This is a genomic window from Actinomadura viridis (genome assembly GCF_015751755.1).
Classification (GTDB): Bacteria; Actinomycetota; Actinomycetes; order Streptosporangiales; family Streptosporangiaceae; genus Spirillospora; species Spirillospora viridis.
In genome coordinates this window covers 2,390,648-2,417,029 of record NZ_JADOUA010000001.1, presented here as the reverse complement: position 1 = coordinate 2,417,029, position 26,382 = coordinate 2,390,648, and the positions used below count along the sequence as shown (strand labels likewise).

Sequence of the window (26,382 nt, the reverse complement as noted above, 5' to 3'; positions counted from 1 at the left end):
GGCGGAGCGGCCTTCCGGATGTCGGTTTTGACAACCGTTTTCATCTTCGTCCACACTTGGGGTGTGTTCACATCTCGCAGGCCCCTTCGCACCCTTTCGATCACCGCGCTGGCCGTGGCCGGGCTGACCGGGCTGACCGCGTGCGGTGACGCCGGCGCGGGAGGCTCCGGCAAGACCGAGGTCGTCGCGTCCTTCTACCCCGTGGCCTGGCTGGCCGGGAAGGTCGCCGGCGGCGACGCGGCCGTCCAGACGCTCACCCGGCCCGGCACGGAGCCGCACGACCTGGAGCTCACCCCCCGGCAGATCGCCGATGTGGGCGGCGCCGACTACACCGTCTACGTGAAGGGCGTGCAGCCCGCCGTGGACGAGGCGGTGCGGAAGAGCGCGGCCGGCAGGTCGCTGGACGCCGCGAGCGTGGTGAAGACCATCCCGGCGCCGTCGAAGGGCGGGCACGACGAGCACGGGCACGACGAGCACGGGCACGAGGGCGGCGAGCACGACCATGACGTGGCCCACGACCCGCACATCTGGCTCGACCCCAGCCGCATGGCCACCATCGCCACGGCCCTGGGCGACCGGCTCGCCGCCGCCGACTCCGCCCACGCGGCCGGCTACAAGGCCCGCGCCGCCGCGGTCGCCGGGGAGCTGACCGCGCTCGACCGCGCCTTCCAGGACGGCCTGAAGTCCTGCGAGCGCGAGACGATCGTGACCGCGCACGCCGCCTTCGGCTACCTCGCCGACCGGTACGGCCTGAAGCAGGTCTCCATCGCCGGGGTCGACCCGTCCGCCGAGCCCTCGCCCAGGCGCGTGGCCGAGCTGACGCACGAGGTCAAGGAGACCGGGAGCACCACGATCTTCACCGAGACCCTGGTCAGCCCCAAGGTCGCCGAGACCCTGGCACGGTCGGCGGGGGTGCGGACGGCGGTGCTCGACCCGGTCGAGGGCGTGAAGCAGGGCTCCTCCGACGACTACCTCTCGATCATGCGCAAGAATCTGGAGACGCTCAAACCCGCGCTTGGATGCCGATGACCTCCTCTTCCCACGCCCAGACCGCCCCGCCGTTCGCGATGAGCGGCGGGCACGTCCGCCTCGACGGCCGCGAGGTCCTGCGGGACATCGACCTGACCGTCGAGGCCGGTGACGTGCTGGCCGTGCTCGGCCCCAACGGGGCGGGCAAGTCCACCCTGGTCAAGGCGCTGCTGGGGCTGCTCCCGCTCGCCTCCGGGCGGACCGAGATCTTCGGCCGGACGCCCGCCCGGTTCCGCGACTGGCGGCGCGTGGGCTATGTCCCGCAGCGGCTGCCCGCCGGCGGCGGGGTGCCCGCCACCGTACGGGAGGTCGTGGCCTCGGGCCGGATCGCCCGGCAGTCCCGCTGGCGCCCCTCGTCGGCCGCCGACCGGGACGCGGTGCGGCGCGCGCTGGAGACCGTCGGGCTCGCCGGCCGGGCCCGCGACTCGGCCCACCTGCTGTCGGGCGGGCAGCAGCGGAGGGTCCTCATCGCCCGCGCCCTCGCCGGGGAACCGGACGTGTTCGTGATGGACGAGCCCACCGCCGGCGTGGACGCGGCCAGCCAGGACGCCCTCGCCGGCACCCTGCGCGACCTGGCCGCGGCCGGGCGGACGGTGGTCCTGGTGGCGCACGAGCTCGGCCCGGTCGAACCGCTCATCAACCGCACCCTGGTCCTCGGGCACGGCCGCGTCACCGGCGAGACCCGGCGCGCGCCCGTCCCGCTCGGACCCCTGGGGCACACCGCGTGAAGGACCCGACGATCCGATGATCGAGATGCTGCAGTACGACTTCATGCGCGTCGCGCTGGTGATGGCGCTGCTGATCGGACTGGCCGCCCCGGCGGTCGGGACGTTCATCGTCCAGCGCAGGCTGTCCCTGCTGGGCGACGGCATCGGGCACATCGCGCTCACCGGCATCGGGCTGGGACTGCTGACCGGGGCCTCGCCCGTCCTGGGCGCGCTGGTGGTGTCGGTGCTCGGCGCCGTCGCGATCGAGGTGCTGCGCGCGCGCAGCCGGAGCGGCGCGGACGTGGCGCTGGCCCTGCTGTTCTACGGCGGCCTGGCGGGCGGGGTCGTCCTGACCAACGCCCAGGGCGGCGGCGCGAACCTCCAGTCGTACCTGTTCGGGTCGATCAGCAGCGTGTCGGCATCCGACCTGTACGTGGTGGCGGGGCTGGCGGTGGCCGTCCTCGGCATCGTCGCGCTGTTCGGCCGCGAGCTGTTCCTGCTCTGCCAGGACGAGGAGATGGCGCGCGCGGCGGGCCTGCCCACCCGCGCGCTCAGCATCCTGATCGCCGCCACCGCGGCGGTCACGGTGGTGATCTCGATGCGGGCGATCGGGCTGCTGCTGGTGAGCGCGCTGATGATCGTGCCGGTGGCGGCGGCCCAGCAGCTGACCAGGGGTTTCCGGAGCACGATGCTGCTGGCCATGGGAGTCGGTGTACTGTCGGCGGTGTCCGGGCTCGCGGGGTCGTTCCATTACGATCTTCCGCCGGGGCCCTCGATCGTGCTGCTGGCGCTGGCGGTGTTCGTGGCCGCGGTCGCCGGGGGCGCGGCGACACGGCGGAGGCGCACGGCCTCGGGCGCGGACCGGGCAGGAGTGGACGCCGAGGCGGAGGTAGTACGGGGATGACGACGGCCCGCCGGGACGCGGTACGGCAGGTGCTGGCCGGCTGCGAGGGGTTCCGTAGCGCTCAGGACATCTACGCCGATCTGCGGGCGGACGGCTCCAAGATCGGGCTCACCACGGTCTACCGGGCGCTGCAGGCGCTCAGCGACTCCGGTGAGGTGGACGTGCTGCGCACCGACGAGGGCGAGGCCGTCTACCGCGCCTGCCGTTCCGAGGAGCACCACCACCACCTGGTCTGCCGCGCCTGCGGGCGCACCGTCGAGGTCGGCGGCCCGGCCGTGGAGAAGTGGGCCGAGGCGATCGCCGCCGAGCACGGCTTCGTGAACATCACCCACACCGTCGAGGTGTTCGGCACCTGCGCCGACTGTGCCCGGTCCGCCGCGGGCGCCCGGAGCCGGACCTGACCTGACCTGACCGGACCTGACCTGAGGCTCACCGCCTCCCGGTGCGCGACCCGGTACGGCCGATACGGAAGAATCGGCGGCATGGCTACCACACGTACCGCGAACGCGCATTGGGAAGGGCCGCTGATGGGCGGCCAGGGGACGGTCTCGCTGGACTCCTCGAAGGTCGGCTCCTTCGAGGTGAACTGGCCGTCGCGGGCCGAGGAGCCGGACGGCCGGACCAGCCCCGAGGAGCTCATCGCTGCCGCCCACTCCACCTGCTACTCGATGGCTCTCTCGCACGGGCTCGCCGGGGCCGGCACCCCGCCGGAGAAGGTGGACACCAAGGCCGAGGTGACCTTCCAGCCGGGCGAGGGCATCACCGGCGTCCACCTGACCGTGCGCGCCAGCGTGCCCGGTCTGTCCGCGGCCGACTTCGAGAAGGCCGCCCAGAACGCCAAGGAGAACTGCCCGGTCAGCAAGGCGCTGGCGGGCACCAAGATCACGCTGGACGCCGCGCTCGCCTGAGAGCGCGCCGCTCACCTGAGCACCGCTCACCTGAGCACCGGTCACTGACGCACCGGTCACCTGGGACGTGCCGCCGGTCCGGAGATCCTCGTGCGAGGTTCCGGGCCGGCGGCACGTCCCCAGGGTCGATCAGTTCGCCGGCGCGGGCGCGACCGGGTTGGGCACCGCCCCTCCGTACCGCCGGTCGCGGGAGGCGTAGAGCTCGCAGGCGTGCCAGAAGTGGCGCCGGTCGAAGTCGGGCCACAGGGTGTCGAGGAAGACCATCTCCGCGTACGCCGACTGCCAGATCAGGAAGTTGGACGTGCGCTGCTCCCCCGACGAGCGCAGGAACAGGTCCACATCCGGGATGCCCGGCTCGTCCAGGTAGCGCGCGAAGACCTTCTCGTTGATCTTGTCCGGGTCGAGCCGGCCCTCCCGGACGTCCCGGGCGATGGCCGCCGCCGCGTCGGCGATCTCGGCCCTGCCTCCGTAGTTCACGCAGAACTGCAGGGTGAGCACGTCGTTGTCGCGGGTCATCTCCTCGGCGGTCTCCAGCTCGCTGATCACGCTGCGCCACAGCCGGGGCCGCCGCCCCGCCCACCGCACCCGCACGCCCATCGCGTGCATCTGGTCGCGCCGCCGCCGGATCACGTCCCGGTTGAACCCCATGAGGAAGCGGACCTCGTCGGGGGACCGCTTCCAGTTCTCGGTGGAGAAGGCGTACGCCGACAGGTACGGCACGCCCAGCTCGATCGCGCCCATGATCACGTCGAAGAGGGAGTCCTCCCCCATCTTGTGGCCCTCGGTGCGGGGCAGCCCCCGCTCCTTGGCCCAGCGCCCGTTGCCGTCCATGACGATGGCCACATGCCGGGGCACGAGGTCCGCGGGGATCGCGGGCGGGCGGGCCCCGGTCCGGTGCGGCTCCGGGGGCTGAACGGCCCTTCTCAAACTCTCTCCCTGGTGTCGGGGTCGGACATGTGATCATGTGGCTCCGCGGGCTCCGGGGACTCCGCGGACCCGGCGGGCTCCTCGGGCTCCACATGCCGCAGGGACCTGATGCCGTGCTCCAGATGCCACTGCAGATAGGCCGCCACGAGGCCGCTGCACTCTACCCGGTGCCGGGGCTGGCTCCCGTCGGCGTACTCCCAGTCGCCCCGCAGCAGCGCCAGCATCAGCGCGAACGTCGGCGCCGCCGGGGTGGCCGCGCCGGGCCGGCGGCAGCGCGCGCAGACCGCGCCGCCGGCGGCGATCGCGAACCCGCGCAGCCGGCCCCGGTCGCCGCAGCGGCAGCACTCGTCGAGCGCGGGGGCCCAGCCCGCCACCGACAGCGACCTCAGCAGGAAGGCGTCCAGGACCAGCCGCGGGTCGTGCGCGCGCTCGGCCAGCGTCCGGAGACCGCCGACCAGCAGCAGGAACTGGCGCAGCGCCGGCTCGCCCTCCTCGGAGGTCAGCTTCTCGGCCGTCTCCAGCATCGCCGTCCCGGCGGTGTAGCGGGGATAGTCGGTGACCAGCTGCTCCCCGTAGGGACGCAGCGTCTCGGCCTGCGTGATGAGGTCGAGCGAGCGCCGCTCGTACAGCTGCAGATCCACGTGGGTGAACGGCTCCAGCCGCGCCCCGAACCTCGACCGGGTCTTGCGGACCCCCTTGGCCGCGGCGCGGATCCGCCCGGTGCGCCGGGTGAGCACCGTGACGATACGGTCGGCCTCGCCCAGCTTCTGGGTGCGCAGGACGATGCCTTCATCGCGGTAGAGCGTCACCGTCCCATTGTCCCGCACCGCCGTCCCGTACCGTGCCGCCCCACCGCGCGCGGCGGACGGTCCCCCCATCCCCGCCCCTTCCATCACATTCCGTGACCGGAATAGGTCGCGGGAGTATCACCAAACCCGTGGCCTGAATCACAACCGGCTGCCAGCGTTGTGGCATGAGATGCACCATCGTGCCCCCGCACATCCTGGAACGGGTCGCCGATGCCGCCGACGCACCGGCTCGGCGCGCCTCGCCGCCGGAGGGCCGCGTCCCCGGACGGACGATCGGCAGTGCCCTCGAACGGGAACGGCCGCCCTGCGGCACGGTGCGGCAGGCCACGGACGTGAAGGGGGTAGGCGTTTCCCTGTGAGGCGCACGGACGATGCCGCCGGCGGGCCGCCCCACGACGGCGGCGATCGGGAGTGACGGTGAAGGTGACAGTGGTTCGCACCGGGGGATTCGCGGGGATCGAGCGGCGCGGGCAGTCCGACAGTGCCACCGATCCCATGCTGGCCCAGCTGGTCGACCGGGTCGACCTGGACGCGGTCCCGCCGCCCGGCAGGATCCCCGACCAGTTCCTGTACGACATCGACATCGACGGTGCCAGCACCACCGTGGGCGAGGCCCAGCTCCGCGGCCCGCTCCGGGAGCTGGTACATCACGTCCTGGGCCAGGGAGGCTGATCGCCACGGGCACGGGGACGTCCACGGCCGGCCGCGGGTGACGCGCGGGCGGCCCTTGGCCCCCTCGGGAGCCCTCGGGGGCCTCGGGAGCCCGGGGGGCTCAGGGCCGCCGGGGAGGAACATCGCCTCGGGCCCCGGCACGAGATCGTCGTGGCCGGGGCCCGGGGCGTCGGTCACGCGTGGATCACAACGGCGTGACCGGGTCCGGACTCCGCCCGTGCCCCCGCGCGGGCACGGGCGGAAATCGCGAGGCCGGGACGAAGGCCCGGAAAGGGGTGGGGCCGCGGGTCAGGAGGCCGCCGGCGGGACGACGGGGGTGCGCGCCACCCGGTTGACGGCCGACAGGATCGCCTTGAGCGAGGCGGTGACGATGTTGCCGTCGATGCCCACGCCCCAGACCGAGGTCCCGTCCACGTCGCACTCGACGTACGCGGCGGCGCGGGCGTCGCCGCCGGCGCTCATCGCGTGCTCGATGTAGTCGAGCACCCGCACGTTCACGCCGATCGTGGCGAGGGCGGACTCGAACGCCGACACCGGGCCGTTGCCCACGCCCTCGATCTCGCGGATCTCACCGTCGATCCGGACGTCGCAGCCGAGCACGTCCTTCTCGTCGACCCGCGAGGTCGCACGGTGCGCCAGCAGCCCGACCCGGGGCCCGTTGCCCAGGAACTCGCCCTCGAAGATCTCCCACATCCGCTCCGGGGTGACCTCGCCGCCCTCGGTGTCGGTGTGCGCCTGCACCACCCGGGAGAACTCGATCTGCAGCCGGCGCGGCAGCTCCAGGGCGTGCTCGGTCTTCATGACGTAGGCGACGCCGCCCTTGCCGGACTGGCTGTTGACCCGGATGACCGCCTCGTAGGAGCGGCCCACGTCCTTGGGGTCGATCGGCAGGTACGGGACCTCCCAGCGGTACCGGTCGACCGGTACCCCGGCCGCCTCGGCGTCCGCCGCCAGGTGGTCGAAGCCCTTGTTGATGGCGTCCTGGTGGGACCCGGAGAAGGCGGTGTAGACCAGGTCGCCGCCGTAGGGGTGCCGCTCGTGCACCGGCAGCTGGTTGCAGTACTCGACGGTGCGGCGGATCTCGTCGATGTCGGAGAAGTCGATCATCGGGTCGACGCCCTGGGTGAACAGGTTCAGCCCCAGGGTGACCAGGCAGACGTTGCCGGTGCGCTCGCCGTTGCCGAACAGGCAGCCCTCGATCCGGTCGGCGCCGGCCAGGTAGCCCAGCTCGGCGGCGGCGACGGCGGTGCCCCGGTCGTTGTGCGGGTGCAGGGAGAGGATCACCGAGTCCCGGCGGCTCAGGTGGCGGTTCATCCACTCGATCTGGTCGGCGTAGACGTTGGGGGTGGCCATCTCGACGGTGGCCGGCAGGTTGAGGATCACCTTCCGGTCCGGGGTGGGCTTCCAGACGTCGGTGACGGCGTTGCAGACCTCGGCCGCGTACTCCAGCTCGGTGCCGGTGAACGACTCGGGCGAGTACTGGAAGAGGATCTCGGTGTCGCCCATGTCCTCGGCCAGCTTGGCGCACAGCTTGGCGCCCTCGACCGCGATCGCGGTGATGCCCTCGCGGTCCTGCCCGAACACCACGCGCCGCTGCAGCGTGCTGGTGGAGTTGTAGAGGTGGACGATGGCCTTCCGGGCGCCGCGCACCGACTCGAAGGTCCGCTCGATCAGCTCGGGCCGGGCCTGGGTCAGTACCTGGATCACCACGTCGTCGGGGATCAGGCCGTCCTCGATGATCTGCCGGACGAAGTCGTAGTCGGTCTGGCTGGCGGCCGGGAAGCCGACCTCGATCTCCTTGTAGCCCATCCCTACCAGCAGCTGGAACATCTTCAGCTTCCGGTGGGAGTCCATCGGGTCGATGAGCGCCTGGTTACCGTCGCGCAGGTCCACCGCGCACCAGCGGGGCGCCTCGGTGATCACCTTGTCCGGCCAGGTGCGGTCGGCCAGGGCGACCGGGGTGAACGGGCGGTAGCGCTCGAAGGGCATGCCCGAAGGATTCTGTTGCGGATACATGGGTGGGTCCCTCTGCTCGATCCTGCGGCCGACGTCCACTAGGCGGTGCCGTGCACGGCGATGGCCCGCAGCGAGGGTGCCGACCGTTATGGGCCCCCGCTGCGGCCGCTAAGGAGGAGCAGCTCGCGCAACACGAATGTCAAGTTAACAGACGCCGCCCGTGTTACGGAAACCGGCTTCCACGATCTGAGACGGCGGTGGATGCGCCCGGGCCGTCCGCCGGGCCCGCGGGGGACGCGGACTCGGGAACGAGCACCGAGAGGCAGGTCACGCAGCCTTCCAGCGCCTCGAACTCCCCGATGTCCACACGGGTGACGCGCCAGCCGTCGGCGGCGAGCAGCTCGGCCGTACGCGGCGCCGAGGCCGCCATCAGCACGTGGTCGGGCCCCAGCACCACCACGTGCGCGCCCGACGGCTCGGGCACCACCCGCAGGCAGGGGAGCACCGAGGTGTCCAGATGCCCGGGCAGCCCGATCAGCGACCCGTCCGGCAGGGCCGTCATCGCCGACTTCAGGTGCAGCGCCCCGTCCGTCGCGACCGGGACGACCCGCCGCCCGCCCAGCAGCCCGGCGAGCTGGCAGATGCCGTCCTCGTCGGTGCGGGACCCGCGCCCGACGTAGACGGTGTCACCCACCTGGAGGACGTCGCCGCCGTCCAGGGTGCCGGGCGGTTCGATCCGCGACACCCGCAGGCCGAGGTCGCGCGCGGCCCGCTCGGCCCCGGCGGTCTCGCCGCGCCGCGCGCTCGCCCCGGAGCGGCCGAGCACGGCGGTGTCGCCGGCGACCACGAGGGCGTCCTCGACGAACACCGCGTCCGGGCAGTCGTCGGCGGGGTCGACCGCCCGCACCCGCCATCCGGCGTCGCGCAGCGCGGCCACGTACGCCTCATGCTGGGCCCGGGCCAGCCCGGCGTCCACCGGGCGGCGTTCGACATGGGTCACGATCCCGTCCGCGAGCCGCGGCCCGGGACGCCTCACCAGCGCGGTTCCGGGCATGCCTAGCGCGCCGCGCCCTCGGTGGTGACGATCACGCCGAGGGCGTGGGCGGGCGACATGCCCAGCAGGTGCGCCACCCGGTGCAGGGCCCGGCGCTCGGCGTCGCCGAGGGGCCCGTCGGCCAGCCCGACGCGGACCGCCTGGGCCAGGAACCACTCCTTGGCCTCCGGTGCGAGCTGCGCGCCCGCCGCGGCGATCTCCTCCTCCAGGAACGGCTCGCCGAGCCTCAGGTCGTGCTCGACGGCCGCGTCGTCGTACCCCGTCCCGCCGTACCCGTGGACGGCCTCGGCGGCACGGGCCCGCGCCGCCGGAGTGGCGGCTCCCCCGGCGCGCAGCACCAGCGCCGCGGCGGCCCGCATGCCCGCCGGCAGCGCCGCGGCCATCTGCCGCGCGGTGGGCGACTGGAGCACGGCGATGTCGAACCGGGTGCGGCAGGTGCGGCACTCGACCACCTCGCCGACCTGGTTGAACGGGATGACCGGCAGGAAGAAGAGGGTGAACCAGCGGCGGCCGACCCTCCGGCGGTAGGCGCGGTCCCCGCCGCAGCGCGGACAGTGGAAGGTGCCCTCGCTGACCGTGCGGAAGAACACCGACAGGCCGAAAATCAACAACACCGGGATTCTCCTCCCATGGCGGGCTTCCCTCCAAAGTACCGATCGATCGGCGCCGTCGTGGCCTGGCGCCGTCGGCGCGCCCGCGCCTTTACGCTGGGCTCATGAGCGGTGACCAGGATCCCGGGGAGGGCCGGGAGCGCCCGGCGGTGGCCGGCGCCCGCGAGGACGGCTCCGGGAAGGCGCCCGCCGAAGGGCCGCCTGACGGCCCGAACACCGACCCGCCTCCGGCCCCGGCCGAGTCCCCGGCCCCGGCCACCGACAGGCCCCCGTCCGGCGAGACGACCCCGGTCGCTGGTACGGCCCCGGCCTACGGGACGGTTCCGGCCTACGGGACGGTTCCGGCCTATGGGACGGTTCCGGGCGAGGGCGCGGTTCCGCCCGCCGGGACGGACCCGCCCGCCGGGACGCGCCCGGCGTTCCTGCCGCCCGCCGAGAACCGCCCGCCGGCCGCCGCGCCGGTCGCGTACCCGCCGCCTGCGGAGCCGGACGGGCCGGGCGCGGCCTGGAACATCGCGACGATCATCACGGGCTCGCTGCTGCTGGTCTCGGCGTTCCTGCCATGGGCGCAGGCGCGGCTGGTGGTCGGGCTCTTCGGCCGGACCCTCAGCCGCGATCTGGGCACCGTGGTCGGCATCGAGGCGGACCGGGTGGTGGCGGTGATCCCCGTGCTGGCCGTGGTCGCGATCGGCATGGGGTTCTGGGGCATCATCGGTAGGGACACCCGTGTCTCGGCGCTGGCCGCCGTTCCCGGGCTGCTGGCGCTGCTGGTCTGCGGCCTGTTCGTGCTGAGGCTGGACCAGCTGAAGGACCGGCTGGCGGCCCAGGACCTCTCGGTCGGCTACGAGGTGGCCGTCGTGATCGGCTGGTACCTGGCGGTGGCCATGTCCCTGCTGGTCGTCGGTTTCAGCATGGGCCGCCCCATCGCCGCCCGGCTCGCCACCGCACGCGCGGAGAAGGCCGCCCATACACAGAACCCCTACGCGCATGACCCTTCGTCCGCGCATGACCCGTCGTACGGGCAAAACCCCTACGGGCAGGATCAGCCCACGCAGGGGCCGTACGCGCAGGGCCGGTACGCGCAGGAGCAGCCCGCCCAGGGGCCGTACGCGCAGAACCCTTACTCCCAGAATCCTTACGCGGAGAACCCGTACGCACAGAGTCCGTACGGGCAGGATCCCTACGTCCAGAACACCCAGGATCCCCGTGCCTCATGGCCCCAGGACGCCTGGCCGGACCGGCCCGGGCAGGCGCCGGGCCCGGCGGGCCCCGACGGGCGTGGTCAGTCGTAGAAGCCGAGCCTGCGCAGCTGCTTGGGGTCGCGCTGCCAGTCCTTGGCGACCTTGATCCGCAGGTCCAGGAAGACCTTGGTGCCGAGCAGCGCCTCGATCTGCTTGCGCGCCCGGGTGCCGACGTCGCGCAGCCGGGCGCCCTTGGTGCCGATGACGATCGCCTTCTGGCTGGGCCGCTCGACGAACAGGTGCGCGTACACGTCGATGAGGTCCTCGCGGTCCTCGCGCGGCGCCATGTCGTCGACCACGACGGCGATCGAGTGCGGCAGCTCGTCCCGGACGCCCTCCAGCGCGGCCTCGCGGATCAGCTCGGCGACCAGCAGCTGCTCGGGCTCGTCGGTGAGGTCGCCCTCGGGGTAGAGCGGCATGCCCTCGGGAAGGTGCCGGATCAGCAGATCTCCGACGAGGCCGACCTGGAAGCCGTCCCGCGCCGAGCACGGCACGATGTCGGCGAACTCCCCCAGGGTGGACACCGCGGTGAGCTGCTCGGCCACCCGCTCGGGCGGCACCAGGTCGGTCTTGGTGACGATCGCGACGACCGGTGTCCTGCCGACGTTGGCCAGTTCCCGGGCGATGAACCGGTCGCCGGGGCCCACGGTCTGGTCCGCCGGGACGCAGAAGCCGATCACGTCGACCTCGGTGAGGGTGGAGCGCACCAGGCTGTCCAGCCGCTCCCCCAGCAGGGTGCGCGGCTTGTGCAGGCCGGGGGTGTCGACCACGATCAGCTGGGCGTCCGGGCGGTGCACGATGCCGCGGATCGCCCTGCGGGTGGTCTGCGGGCGGCTGCTCGTGATCGCCACCTTGGTGCCGACCAGGGCGTTCATCAGCGTGGACTTGCCCACGTTGGGCCGCCCGATGAAGCAGGCGAACCCGGAGCGGTATCCCTCGGTCGTCGTCTTTCCCAGCGCTGTCACGCCGTCAATTGTCGCCTACCCGGTGGAACGGATCGTCCACGGGCGGCGCGCCGGGGTCCACAGCGTGCAGGGAGTCGCGCGCGACGCCCGCCCAGTAAGGGGATCCGACCCGTTCGGCGATCTCGGCGGCGCGGCGGTAGTGCCCGGCCGCGCGGTCCGGGCGTCCCAGGAACACGGCCAGGTCGCCCAGCGTCTGCGCGGCCGGCCCGATGGTCACCACGCCCGTGGGGCCGCCGGCGAGGTGGTCCTCGTAGGGCAGCAGGGCGGTGTACGCCTCGGCGGCCACGCGGCGGTCGTCCAGCGCGATCGCGCGCCGCCCGCGCATCGCCGTGATCAGGTCGAAGAAGTAGTCGTAGCGGGCCGGGCCGACGCCCTCGACCACCCGGCGGGCCTCGCCGGCCCGGCCCGCGCCGATCAGGGCCAGCGCGTAGACCTCGGCGGTCGCGTCGACGTGGCGCCAGCGCTCCCAGATCCAGCGGGCCTCGTCCACCAGCTCCCCGGCGCGGCCCTGCACGTACCGCACGCAGAAGATCCCGACCAGGGCGATCCCGCGCTCGCTGTTCCAGATGCCGGTGCCGGTGCCCGACCGCGCGAGCTGCCGGTAGGCCAGCTCGGCCTCATCGAAGCGGGCGGCGAGGGAATGGGTCAGGCCCTCCAGGGAGTCCGCGATCATGCCCAGCAGCGGCAGCCCGAACCGTCCGGCCAGGCGGACGCCCTCATCCCGGTGCCGCCGCGCGGTCTCCAGGTCCAGCGCGCAGATGGCCACCTGCTGGAGCTGGAGGTGCACCAGCCCCTGGTACAGGCCGAGCCCGTGGGCGGTGGCGAGGTCGAGCAGCTCGGCGGCGACCAGGCGGCGGTCGGTGAAGGCGCCGGCGCCCCGGTAGCCGTTGAGGTAGCGGCCGTTGAGCGCGACCGCCAGCAGTTCGGGACGCCCGAGGCGGCGGGCGACCCGCACCGCCTCCTCGGCCGCGGTGACGCCACGGTCACTCCGGGCCCCCTCCAGCTCGATCGCCAGGCTGGTGAGCAGCCGCGCCCGCAGCTCGTCGTCGTCCGGGCCCGCCAGGCCCTCCAGGGCCTCCTCGGCGGCGTCGATGACGTCCTGGTCGTGGCTGCCGTAGTCGCGGCTGGTCCAGACGGTCGGCACGTCGAAGCTCGTGATGAGGCGGGCCAGGAGGCGGGCGTCGCCGAGGGGGCGCGCGGCGTCCAGCGCGCGGCGCCGGCGTTCGCGGGCCTCGACGACGTCGCCCGCCAGGGCGGTGGAACGGATCGCGGCGGCCTCCAGTTCGAGCCGTTCCCGCACCCGGCGGTCGCGCGCGTCCCCGGAGAGGGGGCGGTCGTCCCCGGAGAGGGGGCGGTCGTCCCCGGCGGCGCGCAGGGCGTCCACTGCCCTGATCCACAGGTCGGCCGCCGCGCGGTGCGCGAAGCGCGACTCGGCCTCCTCCGCGGCGAGCCTGGCGTACCGGACGGCCTTGGCCGGATCGGCGCCCCCGGCCTCCAGATGGTGGTGGGCGATCGCGGCGACCCCGCCGGGCCTGCGCCGTTCCAGCGCGGCGGCGACCCGCCCGTGCAGCCGTGCGCGGCGGACCCGGGACAGGCCCGTGTAGAGGGTGTCGCGGACGAGGGTGTGCGCGAACCGGACCCGCCCCGGCCCGGGCTCGGTCACCAGCCCCGCGGCCAGGCCGGCCTCGACCGCGTCGATGACCGCGTCCTCGTCGCCGCCGCAGACATCGGTGAGGACGTCCAGGTCGGCCTCGCGGCCCACGACGGCGGCGTTGCGCAGGACGGTCCGGGCGTTCTCCGGAAGGCCGGCGACGCGGCGGCGCAGCACGTCGCCGGCGCCGGCGGGCACGAGGCGGGTGGCGGCCGGCAGCCCCCCGGCGTCCAGGAGCCGGACGGTCTCGCGGGTGAAGAACGGGTTGCCGCCGGTGCGTTCGGCGATCACGGCGAGTTCCGCCTCGTCCACCTCGGCGCCGCAGACGGCCCGGATCAGCACGGCCACGTCGGCGGCGGGCAGCCCGGCCAGGTCCAGGCGCAGCGGTTCGTGGCGGGCGAGCAGGGCGAGGGCGTCGGCGAGGCGTTCGGAGACCTCGGTCTGCCGGAACGTACCGGCCAGCAGCACCGGCCGGTCCCGCAGCATCCGGGGAAGCGCGGCCAGCAGCGCGAGGGTGTCCCCGTCGGCCCAGTGCAGGTCGTCCAGGACCAGCAGCAGCGGGGCCCGCCCGGCCAGGCCGGAGAGGTAGTCGCCGACGGCCAGCTGGAGCCGGAACCGGCCGGTGGCGATGTCGGCGGCGGGCACGGCGGGGACGTCGCCCTCGAGCAGGGTCATCCGCCGGGCCAGCTCGGGCGGGGGCGGCGCGGCGGAGATGAGCTCGCGCAGCAGTTCGGCCCAGGGCCAGGCGGGCGGGGCGCCCCCGGTCTCGGGAACCCGGCCCCACGCGGTGGTCCAGCCGTCGCGGGCCAGCGCGGCGGTGAGACGCTCGGCCAGGGCGGTCTTGCCCATCCCGGCGTCCCCGGCGATCAGGACGAGCCCGCACCGGCCCGCGGCGGCGTCGCGCGCCGCGGCGGCCAGCCGCTCCAGCTCGTCGTGGCGGCCGACGAAGATCCCACCGGCCGTGCCCGGCGGCGGTGGGACGTCAGGCGCCGACGCCGCCCGTGCGGGCGCGGTCGCGATCTCGGCGGGGGCTTCCAGGACGGCGCCATGGCGCGGACCGCCGGTGAGTTCGGGCGCCTGGGCGAGGATGCCGCTCTCCAGGCGGCGCAGGGCCGGGCCGGGATCCACGCCGAGCTCCTCGGCCAGGGTCGCGCGGGCGCGGCGCAGCGCCGCGAGCGCGTCCCCCTGGCGTCCGGTCCGGTAGAGGGCGAGGGCCAGCAGGCGCCAGACCTCCTCGCGCAGCGGGTTGGCCGCCGCGTGGGCCTCCAGGTCGGGGACGGCCTCGGCGGCGGCGCCCAGCCGCAGCATCGCCTCGGCGCGGCGCTCGACGGCCAGGCGGCGGCGCTCGTCCAGCCGCGCCGTCTCCGCGACCGCCCAGGGCAGGTCGGCGAACTCGGCGTACGCGGGGCCCCGCCACTCCGCCAGCGCCGCCTGCGCGCACTCGCGCGCCCGTACGGCGTCGGCGGCGTCCAGCAGCCGCGCCGCCTCGTCGACCAGCGCGTCGAAGCGCCAGGCGTCCACGTCCGCGTCCGGGAGGTGCAGCGCGTAGCCGGGCGGGGCGGTGACCAGCACCCGCGCCGGTGTCCGGGGCGGGCGGTCCGGCTCCAGGGCGCGCCTCAGATGGGACACGAACGACTGGAGCCCGGCCGTGGCCCGGGGCGGCGCCTCGCCGGGCCACAGGTCCTCCACCAGGCGGTCGGCCGGGACCATCCGCCCCCGCGCCGCCACGAGCCTGGCCAGCACCGAGCGCTGGCGGGGGCCGCCGAGATCGGCCGTGCCCCCGTCCACCCACGCCTCGAAAGTGCCGAGCACACGCACGTCCGCCATGTCCCGGCCAGCCTAAGGCGTGGGCCGCCGGGCACCGCGGCGACCCGGGCCATGGTGATCAGTGCCACCTCGGGCCGCCGCCCCGGGACGGCGGCCCGGGCCGCCGCGTCAGACGCCGCTGGGCTCCCGGTCCCTGGCCGGGGCGCCGGTCGCGCCGGTGGCGGGCGGCGCGTCGTGGCCGTGCGGGTCGAACGTGGGCAGGAGCCGGTCCAGCGGGCCCGGCAGCCACCAGTTCGCCCGTCCCAGCAGGGCCATCGTCGCCGGTACGAGGACCAGCCTGACCACGGTGGCGTCCAGCGCGACCGCCACGGCCAGCCCCACTCCCATCTGCTTGATCACCAGCCCGGGGTCCAGCGCGAAGCCGAGGAAGACCGCCACCATGATCAGCGCCGCGCTGGTGATGACCCGCCCGGTGACGGCCAGGCCGGCCGACACCGAGCCGCGCGCGTCGCCCGTGCGCAGCCACTCCTCCCGGACCCGGGAGAGCAGGAACACCTCGTAGTCCATGGAGACCCCGAACAGCACCGCGAACATCAGCAGCACGATGAGGCTGGAGACCGGGACGCTGTGCGGCAGGCCGAGCAGTTCGGCGCCCCATCCCCACTGGAAGATCGCGGTGAGCGCGCCGTAGGCGGCGCCGATCGACAGCAGGTTCATCAGGGCGGCCTTGAGCGGGGCCAGGATCGACCGGAAGACGATCATCAGCATCAGGAACGAGGTCGCGACCACCGCCCCGATCACCGGCCACAGCCGCCCGTCCAGGACCCGGCTGAGGTCCACGTAGGCCGCGGTCAGCCCGGCTATCTCCGCACCCGGCGGCAGCACGCCGGCGCGCACCCGGTCGACCAGGTCGGTGGCCCGCTCGTCCTGCGGCCCGTACTCCGGCGTGACCACCAGCACCGCCGCGGCGCGGTCCGGGGACAGCCGGGCCGGGGCGACCGAGACGACCCCCTCGGTCGCGGCCAGCCGCGCCCGGAGCCCCTCGGTGTCGGCCGACCGGCGCAGGTCGACGGCGACCAGCAGCGTCCCGTTGGCGCCCGGGCCGTACGCCTCGGCCACCAGGTCGTAGGCCTTCCGCGCGGTGTTGGACGTCGGCTCGCTGCTGGCGTCGCTGGGCCAGGTGCGCATCCCCAGCGCCGGGGCGGCCAGCGTGAGCATCAGCACGAGCGCGGCCAGCAGCCACGGCCACGGGTGGCGGCCGACGTGCTCGGCCCAGCGCCGCACCCGCGGCGAACCGGTCTCGATCCGGGCCCCGTCCGCGCGGTCCCGGCGGCGCAGCACCCGCCGCCCGGCCAGCCCCAGCACCGCGGGCAGGAGGGTGACCGCGCTCGCCACCGTCGCCGCCACCACGATCCCGGTGGCGAAGCCCATCGTCATGAACACCGGGACGCGCGACAGCACCAGCCCGCTCAGCGCGAGCAGCACGGTGAAACCGGCGAAGATCACCGACAGTCCGGCGGTGGCGGTGGCGCGGCCGGCCGCCTCCGCCACCGTCATCCCGCTCGCCAGCCCCTCCCGGTGCCGGGTCAGGATGAACAGCGCGTAGTCGATACCGACGCCGAGCCCGGTCATCACCGCCAGCGTCGGTGCCGTCGTGGCCACGTCGGTGACCGCGGCCAGCAGGGTGATCCCCGAGACCCCGGCACCCAGCCCGGCCAGCGCGACCGCCAGCGGCAGCCCGGCCGCCACCACGGACCCGAACGCCAGCAGCAGGATGACCAGCGCCGCGACGATGCCCACGGCCTCGGCCGTACCGCCCGGCGCGGTGACGTTCTCGGGCACCTGGCCGCCGAACTCCACCTGATGGCCGGCGGCCCTCAGGTCCCCGGTGGCACCGCGGAGGAGGTCCAGGGTCTCCGCGGGCGCCAGTTCGGTGACGGGCACGTCGTAGCGGACCGTGAGCAGCGCCGTCGCCCCGTCCGGGCTCGGCATCGCCGGGTCGACCGTGCTCACGTGCGGCAGGGCGGCCAGGCGCTCGCGCGCGCCCTCCAGCCGTGCCGGGTCGAGCCGCCCGCTCCGGGTGTGCACGACCACGCGGGCGTCCGCTCCCGACAGCGCGGGGAACCGTTCCGTGAGCAGGTCGGTGGCCTGCTGCGACCCCGTTCCGGGGAGGCTGTAGTCGTCGTGCAGCGACCCGCCGGCCACGCCCGCGAGCCCGCCCAGCGCGCCGACGACCAGCACCCAGGCAACGATGAACCGCCAGGGCCGCAGCGCCGCGGCCCTGCCCAGGCGGTAGAGCAATCGGGACATGCTTCCCCCATGAGAACGCTCCGATGACTCACCGAGTCTGGCCGCCGCCTCTTGGCGCCCGCTTGCCGCCCGCTTGGCACCCGCTTGCGGGCCCCCACGGTGGCGGGCCGGGACGGCCTCTAGGCTGGTCCCGTGAGCGACATGAACCCCGAGGACGCCAAGATCATCACCCTGGCCCGGTCGGCGCGCGCCCGGGCCGGCGCGGCCGAGGGCGCCGCCGTGCGGGACGAGACCGGCCGCACCTACGCGGCCACGACCGTGGACCTGCCCTCACTGAAGCTGACGGCCCTTCAGGTCGCGGTGGCCATGGCGGTGTCCAGCGGTGCCGAGGACCTGGAGGCCGCCGCGCTGGTGACCGCCGCCGGCACCGCCCGGCCCTCCGACGTGGCCGCCGTCCGCGACCTGGGCCCCAAGGCGGCCGTCCTCGTGGCCGCCACCGACGGGACGCTCCGCGCCACCCTGGACTGACGGGCGCACTGGCTGACGGGCGCACTGGCTGACGGGCGCACTGGCTGACGGGCGCACTGGCTGACGGGCGTACTGAAATCCCGAGCGCACCGGACTCACGGGCGCGCTGAACTTACAGACGCACTGGGCTCACGGGCGCACTGGCTGAGGGCTGGTGTGGATGTACGGGCCGCCCCGGGCTGCGCGGGCCTGTCGGGGCTGACGGCTTGACGGGCATGCAGGGCCGGGCGGGGTCAGCCGGCCGCGTGGTGGCTCTCGGCGCCCTTCTCGCCGGACGGCGCGGGCAGCCGGTGCACCAGCACCGTGCCGATCCGGTTACGGCGACCGGCGATGCTCTCGGCTCTCAGCGACAGCCCGGCCACCGTCGCGGTGGAGCCCTCGATCGGGACCCGGCCGAGCGCGTGGGCGAGCAGCCCGCCCACCGTCTCGACCTCCTCCACCTCGATCTCGGCGCCGAACAGCTCGGCGAGGTCCTCCACCGGCAGCCGCGCGGTGACCCGGGCGGTGGACTCCTCCAGCCACTCCACCCGCGGGGTCTCCACGTCGTACTCGTCGGTGATCTCGCCCACGATCTCCTCGAGGATGTCCTCGATGGTGACCAGCCCGGCGGTGCCGCCGTACTCGTCGATCACGATGGCGACATGGATCTGCCGGGCCTGCATCTCGCGCAGCAGCTCGTCGATCGGCTTGCTGTCGGGCACGTAGGTCGCGGGCCGCATCACCGACTCCACCGTCTCCGACGACTCGCGCTCGCGGTGCTCGTGGCTGCGCCGGGCCACGTCCTTGAGGTAGGCGATGCCGACGACGTCGTCCTCGTTCTCGCCCACCACCGGGATGCGGGAGAAGCCGCTGCGCAGGGCCAGGGTCAGGGCCTGGCGGACGGTCTTCTCACGCTCGATGAACACGATGTCGGTGCGCGGCACCATGACCTCGCGGACCAGGGTGTCGCCGAGCTCGAACACCGAGTGGATCATCTCCCGCTCGTCCGGCTCGATGAGGCTGCGCTGCTCGGCCAGGTCGACCAGGTCGCGCAGCTCGGCCTCGGAGGCGAACGGGCCCTCCCGGAAGCCCTTGCCGGGGGTCAGCGCGTTGCCGAGCAGGATCAGCAGCCGCGGCAGCGGCCCGAACACCCGGGTCACCGGATGGATCACGGCCGCGCCGACCAGCGCCACGCGGTCGGCGTGCTGCAGGCCGAGGGTCCGCGGCCCCACCCCGACCACCACGTAGCTCACCACGATCATGATCGCGGCGGCGACGACGTAGGCCCGCCAGGTCTCGTCCAGCCACGAGATGCACAGGTCCGCGACGATCACCGTGGCGACCAGCTCGCAGCTGATCCGCAGCAGCAGCACCAGGTTGAGGTAGCGGGCCGGGTCGGCCACCACCGCGGCCAGCCGCGGCGCTCCCCGCCGCCCCTCCCGGACCAGTTCCTCGACCCGGACCCTCGACACCCGGGCCAGGGCGGCCTCGGTGCCGGCCAGCAGACCGGCCATGCACACCAGGCCCGCGGCCAGGGCCAGCAACCATCCCTGCGCGGAACTCACGGCCGCCCCGGAACACTCATGATCGGCACCGGCGGCACCGCCGGGAACGGCACGGGACGGCCACAGTCGATCATCGCTGGTCGCGTTTCTCCCGCCAGGACTTCAGCAGCTCGGCCTGCAGGCCGAACATCTCCTCGTGCTCGTCCGGCTCGGCGTGGTCGTAGCCGAGCAGGTGCAGGACGCCGTGCGTGCACAGCAGCTCCAGCTCCTCCGCGGTGCCGTGGCCCGCGGTGGCGGCCTGCCGCTCGGCGACGGCCGGGCACAGCACCACGTCGCCCAGCAGGCCCGGATCGGGCTCGCCGTCCTCGTCGGCGCCGCCGGACATGTGGCCGGGACGCAGCTCGTCCATCGGGAAGGCCAGCACGTCGGTGGGGCCGGGCTCGCCCATCCACTTCTCATGCAGCTCGCTCATCGCGCCCTCGTCCACCAGCAGCACCGACAGCTCGGCCAGCGGATGGACCCGCATCCCGTCCAGGACGTGCCGGGCCAGGTCGGCCAGGAGCTTCTCGTCGACCTCGGCGCCCGACTCGTTCAGCACCTCGATGCTCATGCGCCCCGCCCGCTCTCCGCGGCCCCGGGCCGGTCCGTGCGCGCGCCCACCTAGCGGCCCCGCTTACGGGGGGCTCCGCCGCGACCCGCGGCCCCCTGCTTGATCGCCGGGACGCGCGCCTCGTCGTAGCGGCTGTAGGCGTCCACGATGTCGGTGACCAGCTTGTGGCGGACGACGTCGTTGCTGTTGAGGCGGCAGAAGTGGATGTCCTCGACGCCGTCGAGGATGTCCTGGACCACGCGGAGCCCGCTCAGCTGCCCGCCCGGCAGGTCGACCTGGGTGACGTCACCGGTCACCACGACCTTGGAACCGAAGCCCAGCCGGGTCAGGAACATCTTCATCTGCTCGGGCGAGGTGTTCTGCGCCTCGTCCAGGATGATGAAGGAGTCGTTGAGGGTGCGTCCGCGCATGTACGCCAGCGGCGCCACCTCGATCGTGCCGGCCGCCATCAGCCGCGGGATCGAGTCGGGGTCGACCATGTCGTGCAGCGCGTCGTACAGCGGCCGCAGGTAGGGGTCGATCTTCTCGTACAGCGTGCCGGGCAGGAAGCCCAGCCGCTCCCCGGCCTCGACCGCCGGCCGGGTCAGGATGATCCGGTTGACCTGCTTGTCCTGCAGGGCCCGGACCGCCTTGGCCATGGCGAGGTAGGTCTTGCCGGTGCCCGCCGGGCCGATCCCGAACACGATGGTGTGCCGGTCGATCGCGTCGACGTACCGCTTCTGGTTGAGCGTCTTGGGCCGGATGGTGCGCCCGCGGCTGGACAGCACGTCGAGGGTCAGCACCTCGGCCGGGCGCTCCTCGGTCTGGTTGCGCAACATCGCCAGGCTCCGCTCCACCGCGTCGGGGGTCAGCTGGGTCCCGCTCTTGAGCAGGTCGATCAGCTCGCTGAACAGCCGGGAGACCAGCTCGGTCTCGGATCCGGGACCGGTCACGGTGATCTCGTTGCCGCGCACGTGGATATCGCTGTGGAACGCGCGTTCGATGACGTGGAGCAACTCATCCCGGGAGCCGAGCAGGCTCACCATCGAATGGTCGTCGGGCACCACGATCTTGATCTGGGACCGCGAGCTCGTCCGGTCCTCGCGTCCCGCGTGAGTTGATTCGACCATCAGCCGGGCCTTGCGGCCTCTCTGACCTGCCTTCTGTCCGCTCGTGTCCTGCTCGTGTCCCGTGTCGGTCCCTTCCCATGATACTGGCCGCTCATGACGGAGCGCCGCCCCATTTTCCGCGCCCGTGACCTGCTCTCACGCGCGGGCCGCGGCGCGGATCGTCCGGAGCCGGCGGCCGGTCCGGGCGGGCCGGGCTCAGCCGGGCGGCCAGTTGAGGCCACGGCCACCGAGAACGTGGGCGTGCACGTGGAAGACGGTCTGCCCCGCCTGCGCCCCGGTGTTGAAGACGATGCGGTAGCCGCCCTCGGCGACGCCGTCGTCCACCGCCACCTCGCGGGCCTCCCGCAGCAGCTCGGCCAGCAGCCCGGGATCGGCGTCGGCCAGGTCGGCCACGGTGGCGTGGTGCGCCCTCGGGATGACCAGCACGTGGGTCGGGGCCTGCGGGTTGATGTCACGGAACGCGACCGTGCCCGCGGACTCCCGGACGATCTTCGCCGGCACGTCCCCCGAAACGATCTTGCAGAACAGGCAGTCCGTCATCCTTCTCCTCCCGCCGATGCTCCGGCGGATCCTATCGACTCCCCCGGCCCCGGCCGGCGCCCGGCGCGGCCGGACGCGGGAGCGCGGGACGACCCCGTGGCCTTCCCTGTCATGGGATCGGCCCCATTCGGTCCGGCCCCTGGATTAGGGTTGTCCCCTCAGGCGTACCCCCCGCTCGCCGGCAGCGCGCCTGGCCTCCCGATCGACTGGTTCGCCGTACCGTGGCCTGCCCGGGGCGGCCGGCCGATTAGGCGGCCGGGGGGCGGTGAAGGCGGCGGATAGGTGACCGAGGCAAGACAGAAGATGCCCTTTCGTAAACCCGACGACGAGGGTGTGCGTCCCACTGACGTGACCGAGACCCTCGTGGCCAGGGGCACGACGGGAGCGGTGGCCGTGGCCTGGGATGCCGACCAGGCCGTGACCGCCCTCTACAGTGCCAACTACCGTTCGCTGGTGCGCCTCGCGGCCATGCTGCTGCGCGACGCGGGGGCGGCCGAAGAGGTCGTCCAGGACGCGTTCGTCGCCATGCACGGCGGGTGGCGCCGGTTGCGCGACCCCGACAAGGCGCTGTCCTACCTGCGCCAGTCGGTGGTCAACCGGTCCCGGTCGGTGCTGCGTCACCGCGCGGTCGTCGAGAAGTACGCTCCCAAGGGGTTGCCCGACGCTCCGAGCGCGGAGGCCGGGGCCATCGGGGAGCTCGAGCGCTCCGCGGTCGTCCAGGCGCTGCACAAGCTCCCCACCCGCCAGCGCGAGGCGCTCGTCCTGCGTTACTACGCCGACCTCTCCGAAGCCGAGATCGCCCAGGCCATGGGGATCTCGCGCGGAGCGGTCAAGAGCCACACGGCACGCGGCATGGCCTCGCTACGCACCATCCTGGAGCAGTTCTCATGACCACCGACCCCCACGACGAGCACGGCGAGATCCTCCGCCGCGCCCTGCACGCGGAGGCGGAGACGGTCATCCCCGCGCCCGACGGCCTGGAACGCATCCGGGCCCGCATCGACGCACGCGGGCCGCGCAGGTTCGGCTGGGACCGGTTCACCATGAACTGGGCGCGGCCCCTGCTGGCCGTCGCCGCCGCCGTCGTCATCGCCGGCATCGGCGTCACCGCTCCGCAGACCATCGACCTCATCCAGTCCGCCGGCAACAACGGCCCCTCGGACAAGGGGCGGCACCACCCCACCGGCGGCGACCCGGCCGGTCCCCAGGGCGTCTCCCCGGACGCGCAGCCGTCCGTGGTGGACGGGCCCACCGAGAGCGGGGGCCCGAACGAGTCAGGGACGCCGTCCCCGGCGCCGTCCTCCGGCTCCTCGGGCTGCCCCGCCCCGTCCGCCGGCGGCGGCCCCCCCGCGGGCACCGCCACCCCCCGTTCGAGCGAAACTCCGACCGCTCCGCCGTCCACGGGGTGCCCGTCCCAGACGCCGTCGCCCTCGCCGACGCCCACTCCCACCGATCCCGGCACCACCGACCCGGTCCCGACCGACCCGGTGACGCCGCCGACCACCGAGGAGCCTCTCCCGGCACAGTCCGGGAGCGACACTCCGCCCCAGTGATCCCGCGGTGATCCCGCGCCGGGGGACGGGCGCCCGCCCTGCGGCGCGCCTCGCACGAGGCGGCGTTACGGGGCCCACCGGTTCCGGGGAGTCCCGGTTCTGAGAGGGCTTACCAGCGGCCGGTGGCGGCCAGCAGGACCGACGCCGCGGCCACGCCCGCCGTGGACGTGCGCAGGACGGTGGGCCCGAGCCGGACGGCGCGGGCGCCCGCGGCGGTGAACGCCGCCAGCTCGTCCCCGGTGATCCCGCCCTCCGGTCCGACCACGACGACGATCTCCCCCGCGGACGGCGGCCGTACCGCGCTGAGCGGATCGCCGGCCTCCTCGTGCAGGACGAGGGCGGCGCCGGCCCGTTCCAGCCGCCGCGCGACGGCGGCGGTGGCGGCCAGGTCGGCGACCTCCGGGAGGCGGTCGCGGCGGGCCTGCTTGGCGGCCTCCCTGGCGGTGGCGCGCCACCGGCCCAGGGCCTTCTCGCGCCGTTCGGGCCGCCACTGGGTGACGCACCGGGCGGCGGCCCAGGGGACGATCTCGTCCACGCCGACCTCGGTCATCGTCTCCACGGCCAGCTCCCCCCGGTCGCCCTTGGGGAGGGCCTGCACGACCACCAGGCGCGGCTCGGGCGCCGGCCGCCGGTGACGGGCCAGGACGTCGAGGGTCAGCGCGGTGCGGTCGGCCGTGACGACCACGCATTCGGCGAGCAGCCCGGCGCCGTCGGTGAGGTCGACCCGCTCGCCGGGGCGCAGCCGCTTCACGGTGGCCGCGTGCCGCCCCTCGGCGCCGCCGAGGACCACGTGGTCGCCTTCGAGGCTGGCCGTCTCCGTGAGGAACACCGGCGGGCTCATGAGCACCCTTCGACTGGACTGCGGCTCCCCCGCGCCCCGGCGATCAGGGCGAGGGGGTGCCGTGGCGGCCTTCTTGGTAGGCCGCCACGGTGTCGCTTCAATGCTGGTTGAACACGTCCCGGAGGCGGGAGAAGACGTTGCGCTGGCCGGGCGCGAACTTGCCCGGGGGACGCTCCTCGCCGCGGAGCTTGGCCAGCCGGCGGAGCAGTTCCTCCTGCTCCTCGTCGAGCCGCGAGGGGGTCTCGACGTTGACGTGGATGAGCAGGTCGCCCCGGCCGCTCTCGTTGAGGTGGCGCACTCCGCGCCCGTACAACGTGATCACCTGCCCGGACTGGGTGCCGGGCTTGACGTCGACCTCCTCGGGGCCGTCCAGCGTCTCGATCGTGACGTTGGTGCCCAGCGCGGCGGCGGTCATCGGCAGCTCGACCGTGCAGTGCAGGTCGTCGCCCTCCCGCTCGAAGATCTCGTGCGGCTTCTCGACGATCTCCAGGAACAGGTCGCCGGGCGGGCCGCCGCCGGGCCCGACCTCGCCCTCGCCCGCGAGCTGGATGTGGATGCCGTTCTCCACGCCCGCCGGGATCTTGACCTTGACGGTGCGCCGGGTACGGACCCGGCCGTCGCCCGAGCACTCCTGGCAGGGCGTGCGGATCACGCTGCCGAAGCCGCCGCACTGCGGGCAGGGGCGGGCGGTCATGACCTGGCCGAGGAACGAGCGCTGCACCTGCTGCACCTCGCCACGGCCGTGGCAGGTGTCGCAGGTCTCCGGGTGGGTGCCGGGCGCGCATCCGGACCCGCTGCAGGTGGTGCAGGTCACCGCGGTGTCGATGGTCAGCTCGCGGGTGGTGCCGAACGCCGTCTCCGCCAGGTCGAGCTCGACCCGCAGCGTGGCGTTGCGGCCGCGGCGCGCGCGGGTGCGCGGGCCGCGCGAGGCCGAGGTGCCGAAGAAGGCGTCCATGATGTCGCTGAACGGGAAGCCCGCGCCGCCGAAGCCGCCGGCGCCCGCGCCCGCCCCCGACGCGAACGGGTCGGCGCCCAGGTCGTACATCTCGCGCTTCTTCGGGTCGGAGAGCACCTCGTAGGCCTGGGTGATCTCCTTGAACCGTTCCTGGGTCTCCGGGTCCGGGTTGACGTCCGGATGGAGCTCCCGGGCCAGCCGGCGGTAGGCCTTCTTGACCTCGTCCGGGCTGGCGTCGCGGCGGACGCCGAGGGTCGCGTAGTAGTCGTTGGCCACTTACGACCCCGCCAGGATCTGTCCGACGTAGCGTGCCACTGCCCGTACCGCTCCCATCGTGCCGGGGTAGTCCATGCGTGTAGGCCCGAGCACTCCCAGCCGGGCCAGGGTCATGTCGCCGACCCCATAATCGGCGACGACCACCGAAGTCGATCGGAGCCCCTCGTCGGGGTTCTCGGTGCCGATCCGCACCGTAACAGTAGAGGAGTCGCCGGTCTCTCCGAGCAGCCTCATGAGGACCACCTGCTCCTCCAGCGCCTCGAGCACGTCGCGCAGGCTCCGCGAGAAGTCCACCGCCGCGAGGTTCGCCGCACCGGCGAAGACGATCTTCTCATCGTTCTTCTCCACGAGCGTCTCCAGGAGGACCGACAGCACGGCGGCCATCACCGGCCGGTCCTCGGGCTGGACCCGGTCCGGCAGGTCGGCGACCGCGTTCGGGACCTCGCCCAGCCCGCATCCGTCCAGGCACGTGTTGAGCAACGCGCGCAGGTGGCCGATCGATTCCTCCGAGAGCCCGGAGGGGGTCTCGATCACCCGCTGCTCGACCCGGCCGGTGTTGGTGATCAGGACCAGCAGCAGCCGCGTCTCGGCCACCGGGACCAGTTCCACGTGCCGCACCGACGAGCGGGTCAGCGACGGGTACTGCACCACCGCGACCTGGCGGGTGAGCTGGGCCAGCAGCCGAACGGTCCGGCCGACCACGTCGTCGAGGTCGTAGGCGCCGCTGAGGAACGTCTCGATCGCGCGCCGCTCGGCGCTCGACAGCGGCTTGATCGTGGACAGCCGGTCGACGAACAGCCGGTAGCCCTTGTCGGTCGGCACGCGCCCCGCGCTGGTGTGCGGCTGGTGGATGTAGCCCTGCTCCTCGAGGACGGCCATGTCGTTGCGGATGGTCGCCGGTGACACGCCGAGGTTGTGCCGGTCCACCAAGGACTTGGAGCCGACCGGCTCGTTGGTGGAGACATGGTCCTCGACTATGGCCCGCAGGACCGCGAGTTTCCTGTCGTCGAGCACGTGGTCACCTCCTGCCCCCGT

At 73.9% G+C, this 26,382-nt stretch carries 26 protein-coding genes; 11 read left to right on the top strand and 15 right to left on the bottom strand.

The genetic code is table 11. The annotated features are described in order from the left end of the window. Positions 1-63 precede the first annotated feature (63 nt). The 5 genes from IW256_RS10780 to IW256_RS10760 all read left to right on the top strand — a co-directional run bounded on the left by IW256_RS10780 (position 64) and on the right by IW256_RS10760 (position 3,548). The gene (locus IW256_RS10780) at positions 64-1,029 is read left to right on the top strand and encodes a metal ABC transporter solute-binding protein, Zn/Mn family (protein ID WP_307828832.1); all 966 of its coding nucleotides are present in this window, start codon (positions 64-66) and stop codon (positions 1,027-1,029) included. Beyond that, complete coding sequence (locus tag IW256_RS10775) at positions 1,026-1,757, top strand: metal ABC transporter ATP-binding protein (RefSeq protein WP_420535400.1); 732 nt, start codon at positions 1,026-1,028, stop codon at positions 1,755-1,757. Before IW256_RS10780 ends, IW256_RS10775 begins: the two co-directional genes overlap by 4 nt. 16 nt (positions 1,758-1,773) lie before the next feature. Beyond that, entirely contained in the window at positions 1,774-2,640 is an 867-nt protein-coding gene (locus IW256_RS10770; RefSeq protein WP_197010825.1) for a metal ABC transporter permease, read from the top strand. Further along, on the top strand, positions 2,637-3,041 hold the full coding sequence (locus IW256_RS10765) for a Fur family transcriptional regulator (protein ID WP_197010824.1): 405 nt from the start codon (positions 2,637-2,639) through the stop codon (positions 3,039-3,041). Before IW256_RS10770 ends, IW256_RS10765 begins: the two co-directional genes overlap by 4 nt. 81 nt (positions 3,042-3,122) lie before the next feature. After that, positions 3,123-3,548 (top strand): OsmC family protein, encoded by a 426-nt coding sequence (locus IW256_RS10760; RefSeq protein WP_197010823.1) that lies wholly within the window; start codon positions 3,123-3,125, stop codon positions 3,546-3,548. Positions 3,549-3,677: 129 nt separating this feature from the next. Here the strand turns inward: IW256_RS10760 and IW256_RS10755 are convergent, their stop codons facing one another. Continuing rightward, positions 3,678-4,475, bottom strand: a complete 798-nt coding sequence (locus IW256_RS10755; RefSeq protein ID WP_197010822.1) for an isoprenyl transferase — start codon at positions 4,473-4,475, stop codon at positions 3,678-3,680. Continuing rightward, positions 4,472-5,284 carry a DNA repair protein RecO gene (gene recO, locus IW256_RS10750; RefSeq protein ID WP_307829390.1) on the bottom strand — a complete coding sequence of 271 codons (813 nt, stop codon included), beginning with the start codon at positions 5,282-5,284 and terminating at the stop codon, positions 4,472-4,474. Before recO ends, IW256_RS10755 begins: the two co-directional genes overlap by 4 nt. A 164-nt stretch (positions 5,285-5,448) precedes the next feature. Here recO and IW256_RS10745 point away from each other — a divergent pair, with 164 nt between their 5' ends. Then, positions 5,449-5,643, top strand: a complete 195-nt coding sequence (locus IW256_RS10745) for a hypothetical protein (protein ID WP_197010821.1) — start codon at positions 5,449-5,451, stop codon at positions 5,641-5,643. A gap of 58 nt (positions 5,644-5,701) precedes the next feature. Beyond that, positions 5,702-5,956 (top strand): protealysin inhibitor emfourin, encoded by a 255-nt coding sequence (locus IW256_RS10740; protein WP_231403734.1) that lies wholly within the window; start codon positions 5,702-5,704, stop codon positions 5,954-5,956. 288 nt (positions 5,957-6,244) lie between these two features. Here IW256_RS10740 and leuA read toward each other — a convergent pair whose 3' ends face one another. The 3 genes from leuA to IW256_RS10725 form a co-directional block, all read right to left on the bottom strand. Then, entirely contained in the window at positions 6,245-7,972 is a 1,728-nt protein-coding gene (gene leuA, locus IW256_RS10735; protein ID WP_197010820.1) for a 2-isopropylmalate synthase, read from the bottom strand. A 163-nt stretch (positions 7,973-8,135) separates the two neighbouring features. Further along, positions 8,136-8,966: a dimethylargininase gene (gene ddaH, locus IW256_RS10730; protein ID WP_197010819.1), complete on the bottom strand. Its 831-nt coding sequence runs from the start codon at positions 8,964-8,966 to the stop codon at positions 8,136-8,138. Between the two features lie 2 nt (positions 8,967-8,968). Further along, positions 8,969-9,580 carry a zinc-ribbon domain-containing protein gene (locus tag IW256_RS10725; RefSeq protein ID WP_197010818.1) on the bottom strand — a complete coding sequence of 204 codons (612 nt, stop codon included), beginning with the start codon at positions 9,578-9,580 and terminating at the stop codon, positions 8,969-8,971. Between the two features lie 101 nt (positions 9,581-9,681). Here IW256_RS10725 and IW256_RS10720 point away from each other — a divergent pair, with 101 nt between their 5' ends. Beyond that, on the top strand, positions 9,682-10,869 hold the full coding sequence (locus tag IW256_RS10720) for a hypothetical protein (protein WP_197010817.1): 1,188 nt from the start codon (positions 9,682-9,684) through the stop codon (positions 10,867-10,869). On the opposite strand, the gene era is transcribed toward IW256_RS10720, so the two are convergent. The 3 genes from era to IW256_RS10705 form a co-directional block, all read right to left on the bottom strand. Next, positions 10,860-11,783, bottom strand: a complete 924-nt coding sequence (era, locus tag IW256_RS10715) for a GTPase Era (RefSeq protein WP_197010816.1) — start codon at positions 11,781-11,783, stop codon at positions 10,860-10,862. The two genes, IW256_RS10720 and era, sit on opposite strands and share 10 nt — an antisense overlap. Positions 11,784-11,787: 4 nt before the next feature. Then, the gene (locus IW256_RS10710; protein ID WP_197010815.1) at positions 11,788-15,261 is read right to left on the bottom strand and encodes an ATP-binding protein; all 3,474 of its coding nucleotides are present in this window, start codon (positions 15,259-15,261) and stop codon (positions 11,788-11,790) included. Positions 15,262-15,369: 108 nt separating this feature from the next. Beyond that, positions 15,370-17,511: an MMPL family transporter gene (locus tag IW256_RS10705; protein ID WP_197010814.1), complete on the bottom strand. Its 2,142-nt coding sequence runs from the start codon at positions 17,509-17,511 to the stop codon at positions 15,370-15,372. A gap of 141 nt (positions 17,512-17,652) precedes the next feature. Between IW256_RS10705 and IW256_RS10700 the strand changes: the two genes are divergently transcribed. Next, positions 17,653-17,979: a cytidine deaminase gene (locus tag IW256_RS10700; protein WP_197016229.1), complete on the top strand. Its 327-nt coding sequence runs from the start codon at positions 17,653-17,655 to the stop codon at positions 17,977-17,979. 233 nt (positions 17,980-18,212) lie between these two features. On the opposite strand, the gene IW256_RS10695 is transcribed toward IW256_RS10700, so the two are convergent. The 4 genes from IW256_RS10695 to IW256_RS10680 form a co-directional block, all read right to left on the bottom strand. After that, the gene (locus tag IW256_RS10695; RefSeq protein WP_197010813.1) at positions 18,213-19,523 is read right to left on the bottom strand and encodes a hemolysin family protein; all 1,311 of its coding nucleotides are present in this window, start codon (positions 19,521-19,523) and stop codon (positions 18,213-18,215) included. Between the two features lie 70 nt (positions 19,524-19,593). Continuing rightward, entirely contained in the window at positions 19,594-20,073 is a 480-nt protein-coding gene (gene ybeY, locus IW256_RS10690) for an rRNA maturation RNase YbeY (RefSeq protein ID WP_197010812.1), read from the bottom strand. A 50-nt stretch (positions 20,074-20,123) separates the two neighbouring features. Then, positions 20,124-21,182 carry a PhoH family protein gene (locus IW256_RS10685; protein WP_197010811.1) on the bottom strand — a complete coding sequence of 353 codons (1,059 nt, stop codon included), beginning with the start codon at positions 21,180-21,182 and terminating at the stop codon, positions 20,124-20,126. 195 nt (positions 21,183-21,377) lie between these two features. After that, entirely contained in the window at positions 21,378-21,722 is a 345-nt protein-coding gene (locus IW256_RS10680) for a histidine triad nucleotide-binding protein (RefSeq protein WP_197010810.1), read from the bottom strand. Between the two features lie 348 nt (positions 21,723-22,070). Here IW256_RS10680 and IW256_RS10675 point away from each other — a divergent pair, with 348 nt between their 5' ends. Then, complete coding sequence (locus tag IW256_RS10675) at positions 22,071-22,613, top strand: SigE family RNA polymerase sigma factor (RefSeq protein ID WP_307828830.1); 543 nt, start codon at positions 22,071-22,073, stop codon at positions 22,611-22,613. Continuing rightward, positions 22,610-23,275 carry a hypothetical protein gene (locus tag IW256_RS10670; protein WP_197010809.1) on the top strand — a complete coding sequence of 222 codons (666 nt, stop codon included), beginning with the start codon at positions 22,610-22,612 and terminating at the stop codon, positions 23,273-23,275. The genes IW256_RS10675 and IW256_RS10670 overlap by 4 nt, the downstream gene beginning before the upstream one ends. Before the next feature lie 109 nt (positions 23,276-23,384). Here the strand turns inward: IW256_RS10670 and IW256_RS10665 are convergent, their stop codons facing one another. The 3 genes from IW256_RS10665 to hrcA form a co-directional block, all read right to left on the bottom strand. Continuing rightward, on the bottom strand, positions 23,385-24,116 hold the full coding sequence (locus IW256_RS10665; RefSeq protein WP_197010808.1) for a 16S rRNA (uracil(1498)-N(3))-methyltransferase: 732 nt from the start codon (positions 24,114-24,116) through the stop codon (positions 23,385-23,387). 97 nt (positions 24,117-24,213) lie between these two features. Beyond that, entirely contained in the window at positions 24,214-25,347 is a 1,134-nt protein-coding gene (gene dnaJ, locus IW256_RS10660; protein WP_197010807.1) for a molecular chaperone DnaJ, read from the bottom strand. Then, positions 25,348-26,361 carry a heat-inducible transcriptional repressor HrcA gene (gene hrcA, locus IW256_RS10655; RefSeq protein WP_197010806.1) on the bottom strand — a complete coding sequence of 338 codons (1,014 nt, stop codon included), beginning with the start codon at positions 26,359-26,361 and terminating at the stop codon, positions 25,348-25,350. Between the last annotated feature and the right edge of the window lie 21 nt (positions 26,362-26,382).

Excerpts from the sequence above, each read along its gene's own strand:
- IW256_RS10670 (WP_197010809.1), top strand. The coding sequence starts at position 22,610 with ATGACCACCGACCCCCACGACGAGCACGGCGAGATCCTCCGCCGCGCC.
- IW256_RS10705 (WP_197010814.1), bottom strand. The coding sequence starts at position 17,511 with ATGTCCCGATTGCTCTACCGCCTGGGCAGGGCCGCGGCGCTGCGGCCC.
- IW256_RS10770 (WP_197010825.1), top strand. The coding sequence starts at position 1,774 with ATGATCGAGATGCTGCAGTACGACTTCATGCGCGTCGCGCTGGTGATG.
- IW256_RS10710 (WP_197010815.1), bottom strand. The coding sequence starts at position 15,261 with ATGGCGGACGTGCGTGTGCTCGGCACTTTCGAGGCGTGGGTGGACGGG.
- leuA (WP_197010820.1), bottom strand. The coding sequence starts at position 7,972 with ATGTATCCGCAACAGAATCCTTCGGGCATGCCCTTCGAGCGCTACCGC.
- IW256_RS10765 (WP_197010824.1), top strand. The coding sequence starts at position 2,637 with ATGACGACGGCCCGCCGGGACGCGGTACGGCAGGTGCTGGCCGGCTGC.
- ybeY (WP_197010812.1), bottom strand. The coding sequence starts at position 20,073 with ATGAGCATCGAGGTGCTGAACGAGTCGGGCGCCGAGGTCGACGAGAAG.
- ddaH (WP_197010819.1), bottom strand. The coding sequence starts at position 8,966 with ATGCCCGGAACCGCGCTGGTGAGGCGTCCCGGGCCGCGGCTCGCGGAC.
- IW256_RS10760 (WP_197010823.1), top strand. The coding sequence starts at position 3,123 with ATGGCTACCACACGTACCGCGAACGCGCATTGGGAAGGGCCGCTGATG.
- IW256_RS10745 (WP_197010821.1), top strand. The coding sequence starts at position 5,449 with ATGAGATGCACCATCGTGCCCCCGCACATCCTGGAACGGGTCGCCGAT.
- IW256_RS10700 (WP_197016229.1), top strand. The coding sequence starts at position 17,653 with ATGAACCCCGAGGACGCCAAGATCATCACCCTGGCCCGGTCGGCGCGC.
- IW256_RS10665 (WP_197010808.1), bottom strand. The coding sequence starts at position 24,116 with ATGAGCCCGCCGGTGTTCCTCACGGAGACGGCCAGCCTCGAAGGCGAC.
- IW256_RS10720 (WP_197010817.1), top strand. The coding sequence starts at position 9,682 with ATGAGCGGTGACCAGGATCCCGGGGAGGGCCGGGAGCGCCCGGCGGTG.
- IW256_RS10685 (WP_197010811.1), bottom strand. The coding sequence starts at position 21,182 with ATGGTCGAATCAACTCACGCGGGACGCGAGGACCGGACGAGCTCGCGG.
- IW256_RS10680 (WP_197010810.1), bottom strand. The coding sequence starts at position 21,722 with ATGACGGACTGCCTGTTCTGCAAGATCGTTTCGGGGGACGTGCCGGCG.
- IW256_RS10775 (WP_420535400.1), top strand. The coding sequence starts at position 1,026 with ATGACCTCCTCTTCCCACGCCCAGACCGCCCCGCCGTTCGCGATGAGC.